General features: G+C 64.9%; 2 protein-coding genes and 2 pseudogenes. 2 read left to right on the forward strand and 2 right to left on the reverse strand.

The genetic code is table 11. The features are described from left to right. Positions 1-144, forward strand: a pseudogene (locus ACFY9I_RS42055) (IS256 family transposase); the annotation flags it as partial. A 39-nt stretch (positions 145-183) separates the two neighbouring features. Beyond that, positions 184-509, forward strand: a pseudogene (locus ACFY9I_RS42060) (tyrosine-type recombinase/integrase); the annotation flags it as partial. Positions 510-595: 86 nt separating this feature from the next. On the opposite strand, the gene ACFY9I_RS42065 reads toward ACFY9I_RS42060, so the two are convergent. Together ACFY9I_RS42065 and ACFY9I_RS42070 are read right to left on the reverse strand one after the other, a co-directional pair. Continuing rightward, positions 596-1084, reverse strand: coding sequence for a hypothetical protein (locus ACFY9I_RS42065; RefSeq protein ID WP_391012695.1), 489 nt, complete (start codon positions 1082-1084; stop codon positions 596-598). Then, positions 1053-6008 (reverse strand): polymorphic toxin-type HINT domain-containing protein (locus ACFY9I_RS42070; RefSeq protein WP_391012698.1); only part of this gene is annotated, 4956 nt, incomplete at its 5' end. The genes ACFY9I_RS42070 and ACFY9I_RS42065, both read right to left, overlap by 32 nt.

Consider the following 6008-nt stretch of genomic DNA (forward strand, 5'->3'; position numbering starts at 1 on the left):
GCCGCCCTCAAATGCGTCTACCTGGCCGTCATGAGCCTGGACCCGACCGGCACCGGACGCAAACGCTGGACCATGCGCTGGAAGGCCGCACTCCACGCCTTCGACATCACCTTCGACGGCCGGCTCACCGCCGGACGCCGCTGAACAAATCCGACTGAGTTCCACCGTTCGCTACACAGACCCCAAGGCGGATCGATCGACCCGACCAACCTCACCCGCGCCTTCACCACGGTCCTCAGCAAGGCCGGCCTCCGCCGCATCCGCTTCCACGACCTCCGCCACTCGACCGCCACCCTGCTCCTGGAACAGGGCGTCGAACTCGTCGTGATCAAGGAACTCCTCGGCCACGCCCACATCGGCGTCACCGCCACCGTCTACGCCCACGTCCGATCCGCCTCCAGCGAGACGCCATCAACACCCTCAGCACCGCCCTTGACGGCCCCGCCAACGACGAGTCGACCCGCGACGACGGCGATGACCCGCCGCCGTGCGGAGCCACCGTCCACTGACGTTGCCGTCAACTACGGCCGTCACGACGTGCAGAAGCCCCGCCAGAAACGATCTGGCGGGGCTTCATATTTGCGCTTGCGTGCTCTCACAAGCCCCAGGCGGACTCGCGGAACTGCCGCACTTCGGACGCGCTCGTCACCCACTCGGAGATGCGATTCCCGTCCTCGTCGACTTCGCGGTGAGGCTCTACGTACCGCCACGGCTCTTGCGGGTCGAACGGTTCGTCGAGCTCATCCAAGAAGATGAGCGAATTCTGGACGTGGACCACATCCCCGTCTCGATACATAGGCCAGCATGAGATGAAATTACTGGCTTCCGGATCAGTGATCGAAGCAATGAGACAAGAGGTCACCTTCTCGGAGCACTCAATTTCCCTCAGGGCACTCTCCCAGCTTCGGCGGTATTCATCCACCGACCAGAAGCTCAGGTCCATCCGGAACGTCTCCGTGAAGCTGCCGACTCTGATCCTGGCAACAGCATCGGAGGATGATGGGGTCGCACCCTCCGAAACCGGATCGTCGATCACCTCGATTGAGAATCCATCATTCCTTGAGGTAGTTGAGATCTGGGTCATAGGTTCCGATCCGTTGCCCTCTGCGGTTGAACATCTTCCAGCCGTCCGTCACGTTATGGCCATCGACATCAGGCGTGATGTAGTTCTTTCCGTTGGAAAAGACGACCTGTCCATGCGAATTAAACGGTGCCTTCTGCGCGGGAATTCTTGTTCTGTACCCAAGAGCGCCTGCCCGGTCGGCCACGGTCCCGGCGTACAGCTCTCGGTTCTGCCGACTGCGCTCCTTCACCGAGTCCGGATGGTAGGGGTCACCCTTGAGTGCAGGGGAAGAGGTGTACCCCTCCGGAAGATCACAGTTGCTGTTGTGAACGAGAACCGGCGTCTCCCCCGCCAGCACATAGTACGTGTGCAGGTCGTCGACGGTGAGGTTGTAGGTGGTCGTGTGCTGCGTGTAGGCCCGGTTGCCGGTGACCACGACTGTGTCGCCGTCGTCGGTGAGCAGGGTCACGCCCGGCTTGAGCTTGCCTGCCTCAATCCAGTCACGCTCGGACGGGGACCAGAACGGGTGCTCGTGGGTCGCCGTGAGTTTCTCGATGCCGCCCTCTGTAGCGATGGACAGTTCGTTGAAGTGTTTGTCGTCCTCGGTGACGATCAGGCGGGTGACCTCTCGCGGACCCGTTTCACCAGTCTTGGGGTCGGTGGCCAGGACCTTGTCGCCGAGTTCGACGTTCTCAATGTCCTTCGTGGTGCCGTCGGCCATGAGGACCGCGGTGCCGGCCAGGAAACACTTACAGTCTCCTTTGGGCTTTCCAGGCTTTCCAGGCTTTCCAGGGCGATGAACGAAAACAGACCCCAGGAAGCTGGGTACTTGGTAGGCGTCACTCGATGTGTCATATCCGTGGCTGGCTATCCATTCATCGAATTGAGTGCCGTAGTCACACCCCGGCTTTCCAGGGCCACCCGATCCCCAGCAGTCGTCGTCAACGAGCCAGCCGACCTGTTCCGCCGCGTGCGGAACATTCGAGACAATTCCGTAAAACGTCTCTCCAACGCCTGAACAGATTCCAGACAGGGGGCCCCAGGAACCGCAGCCATTGTCTGGGTCACCAGGGCCTGGCTTCGCCCCGCCCTCACCGCTACTGGTGTGCCCGCCACTGTTGGTGCTGGCCGTTCCGCTGCTCTTCTTGGTCGTCCCACCTCCGCCACCGCCGCCGCTGCTGACGGGCGGGCCACCGATGGCGCCCGGATGGTCTTTGTTGGTGTTTTGACCGCCGTTCGGGCACACATCACGGGGGCACAGGCCGGTGGGGTCAGAGCGGGTGACCGGGTTGTTGTCGCTGTAGGCGTAGCCGTTGAGGGACTGATGCTGGTTTAGCGCCATGATCGGGTCGACGCTGATGAACTGGCCCGTCTTCGGGTCGTACTCGCGTGCCCCGATGTGGGTCAGTCCCGTGCCCACGTCCGCCGGCTTGCCCAAGAAGGCTTTGTCGTCCGGCCAAACCGTGACCGGCTTCGGGTCACGCGACGCGCCGAACGGTGACGTGTACCGCTTCGTGACCGCGTACGTCGTCGCGTCAAGGGCAAGGCTGGACGTGCCGTGGTGGTCGCCGGCGAGGAAGCTCAGCTTCGAGCCAGCGGTGCCCACGGTTGCCGTACGCACCGCGATGGTCTGTCCGTTGACCGCGTAGTAGCGCGTGCCGGACAGGGTCTTCGTCGTGCCCTTGACTGTCAGGCGGACCTCCGTGCCGCCCACGTACAGGATCGTGTCGCCGTCGCCCTTGGCGCGGCGGATCAGCAACTCACCGTCGGCGTCGTAGAGATAGCTCGTCTCCGCCGTGCCCTCGGTGGTCCTGGCCAGCTTGCCCTCACCGTTCCAGAGGAGGGACTGGTTGGATTTCGGCCCTGGGCGGGATGTCGTGTTGCCGTTCACGTCGTAGTCGTAGACGGCCGCCCTGGCACCCGTCGTGTTGTCCAGGGTGTGAGGCTTCTTGTCACCTGCCGCGCTGGTGTCGTCGTACGTGTACGTCGTCGTGCTGTCGCCCGTGCCGGTGTGCTGGGTCTCCGTCTTGCGCTGGCCGGCCGCCGTGTACGTGTATGACGTCCAATACGGGGCCGCGCCGTCGATGTTCGACGTCGTACGGCCCGAAGCTGCGCAGTCGGCCGTCTTGGGGGTCCAGGACTCGGTCAGGCGGCGGTGGCCGTCGTAGGTGAAGCACTGGTAGTCGGGCTTGGCCGTTCCGCCCTGGGTTGCGGCGTCGAAGATCGACGTGACGTTGCCCGCGTCGTCCTGGGTGAACTTCAGCTCCTGAGGCATGTAGCCGTGCACATCGTCAGTGACGAAGGAGCGGGTCAGGCGGCGCGTCCCGGACTCGTAGTCCCAGTTCAGGTAAGCCTTCTTCGCCGAGGTCGTGCCGTCAATGCCCACCGTGAGCTGACGCAGATCTCCCTGCGGGGAGAACACCGCGCCCTGCAGATAGCCGGTCGTCCCCGCCGACTCGATCTGCTGGCCGGTCGCGTTGTACTCGTAACCGACCGACTCCGAAGGGAGACCACCCGCCGCCGGATGGGAGGACAGACTGATCGTCCCGTCCAGGCGGTAACCCGTCGCGAACGACAAGGTCTTCGGGACACCCGCCGCGACCAGCTCATCGCTCTCGGGGAGCAGGAGCTGGCTCTCCTTCACCTGGTACAGAGGGTCGTACGACGTGATCTTCTTCGTGTACGCCTTGCCGGGCGCGACCGAACCGCCGTCGTAGCGGACCGCCGTGTCCAGCTGTCCCTTGGCCAGCGTGTCAAACGTCCAGGCCGCGAGCTTGTTCGCATCCGTCTTCGTGCCCTGCCACAGGCCCGTCTTCCGGTTCAGCTCGTCGTAGCCGTAGAGGAGTTTCTTGCTCTCCTCCTCGACGTTGAAGGACGACTCGACCCGGTCGAGGCTGTCGTAGACCGACTTCGCCGTTCCCTTGTCGGGATCGGTCGCGGTGACCTGGCGGCCGAACAGGTCGTAGGTGTACGACCAGACCGTCTTGTCCGGGCCGGTGATGGACTTCTGCTGGCCCGCGTCCGTGTACGTGTAGGTGGTCGTCGTGTAGTCCGTACCCGTCGGGTCCGGGCCCGCGTACTCGCGGCGCTCGGTCAGCTGGCCGAGGGCGTTGGTGATCACGGCGGTGGCCTGGCCGCCCGGCGGGGCGGACGAGGTGACCATGTCGCCGGTGTACGCCGACTCCGTGGTCCAGCGGGTCACGCCGTGCGTCTTCGTGACCGTCTTCGTGGCGCGGCCGGCACCGTCGTACGTCGTGTCGGTCTGGATCGGGGCCTGGCTGCCCTCCGTCTGCACCGGAGTACCCGACGGGGCGGAGGTGTTGTCCCAGATGTCGCCCTGCGCGCTGATCGCCAGTCCTCGGCTGTCGTAGCGCGTCAGCGAGACCAGACGTCCGCCGACCGGAGTCGGGCTCTGGACCTGACGGGTGCGCAGGAGGTTGTCGTAGAACTCGTAGGTGGTGTTGTAGCCCGAGCCGTCACCCTTCATGGCGCCGGTCGACACCCACGACAGGCCCGAGTTGGTGATGTTGTAGGTGTAGACGTAGTTCGGCTTCTGGCTGAGGGACTTGAGGCGGTTGGGCAGCCAGACGCTGGTGACACGGCCGAGGCTGTCGTACTCGGATTCGGTGATCTTGTTGTTCGCGTCGGTCACCTTGAGCGGCGCGCCGGTCGCGAACGACACGGCGGTGGTGGCCTTGTGGCCCTTGATGTTGGTGACGCTGCTGGAGGTCAGTGGGCCCGCGTTCGTCGGGACATAGGCCGTGTCCGTGACCAGTGCGTTGTTGGTGTCCTTGATCAGGCGCGGACGGCCGAGCGCGTCGTACGTCGTGGTCGCGACCTTCTGCCAGGCCGGTGCGTCGTCGCTGCCGTAGGACTTGGCACGGCCTGCCCAGACCGCCTCACCCTTCGTCGGCTTCTGCGATGCCGACCAGCCTGTGGCGGTGGCGTCGTCGTAGACCGTGGCCGTGTCGGAGATGACGTCACCGGGGCGAGTGGAGTCCGCCGGGAGGTCGAGGGCAGAGTCCGTCGTGGCGCACGTCTTGGCGACCGTACGGTTGCGGGAGACCAGGGAGTTGATGCCGTTGTCGGTGTTGCGGGCGTACCAGGTGCGGGTGCACTTCTCGTCGCCGGTGACGGCCGCGTCGCCCTCGTCCTCGGTCGTGCTGACCATGCCGAAGTCGTCGTAGGTGTACGAGATGCGATGCGCTCGGTTGACGGCGGTGCCGGTGGTCGTCACCCGGGTGCGGTCCGTCTTGCTGGCGACCCGCACCATGTAGGCCTCGGTGTCGGCGTAGGACTTGTGCTGGGTGGCGGTCTTCTGCGACCAGATGGTGTTGATGGTTCCGGAGACCTCGGCGGAACCGTTGTAGGTGACGCTCTCCCGGACGAAGCCGGCGTACTGATCACGGTCCGTGGCGGCCCCGGCCAGGATGCCTGTGACCGACGCCGACTTGCGGTTGTCCGGGTGCGGCGTCTTGCCGTCCGTGCCAAGGACCCGGTCGCCGTTCATGCCCTGCATGTAGACGGTGACCGTCTTCAGCTGGGCGGTGTCGCTGGTGCCCGTCAGGTGCGTGACACGCTGGAAGCCCCGCCAGAGCGACCAGGTGCGCTCCTTCGCCGGGACGAACGGGTCCTCGTTGTAGTGCCAGGCGGGAGTCGAATACTGGTAGGTGTGCTGGACGGCCTCCGTGCCGCCGTCCGGGGCCGAGGTGATCACGGAAGTGACCGGGTACTTCTGGAACCAGTCGAGGATCGGGGTCTGCTCCCCGTTGGGCGACCAGTACACCGGGTAGCAGCGCTTGGTGTTCTCGTCGACCTTGGGCATGGTCTGCCCGTGGACGCAGTCGGCTTCCATGTACGACACGAGCGTCACCGCGCCCGCCTCGGACGTGATCTTCTTCAGGCGCGGTTTGTCGAAGGAGAGGATGTTGTCGCTCTGGCCGTC

The organism is Streptomyces sp. NPDC012510, from assembly GCF_042955065.1.
Classification (GTDB): Bacteria; Actinomycetota; Actinomycetes; order Streptomycetales; family Streptomycetaceae; genus Streptomyces.

Coding starts and splice junctions, on each gene's coding strand:
- ACFY9I_RS42065 (WP_391012695.1), bottom strand. CDS start 1,084: ATGACCCAGATCTCAACTACCTCAAGGAATGATGGATTCTCAATCGAG.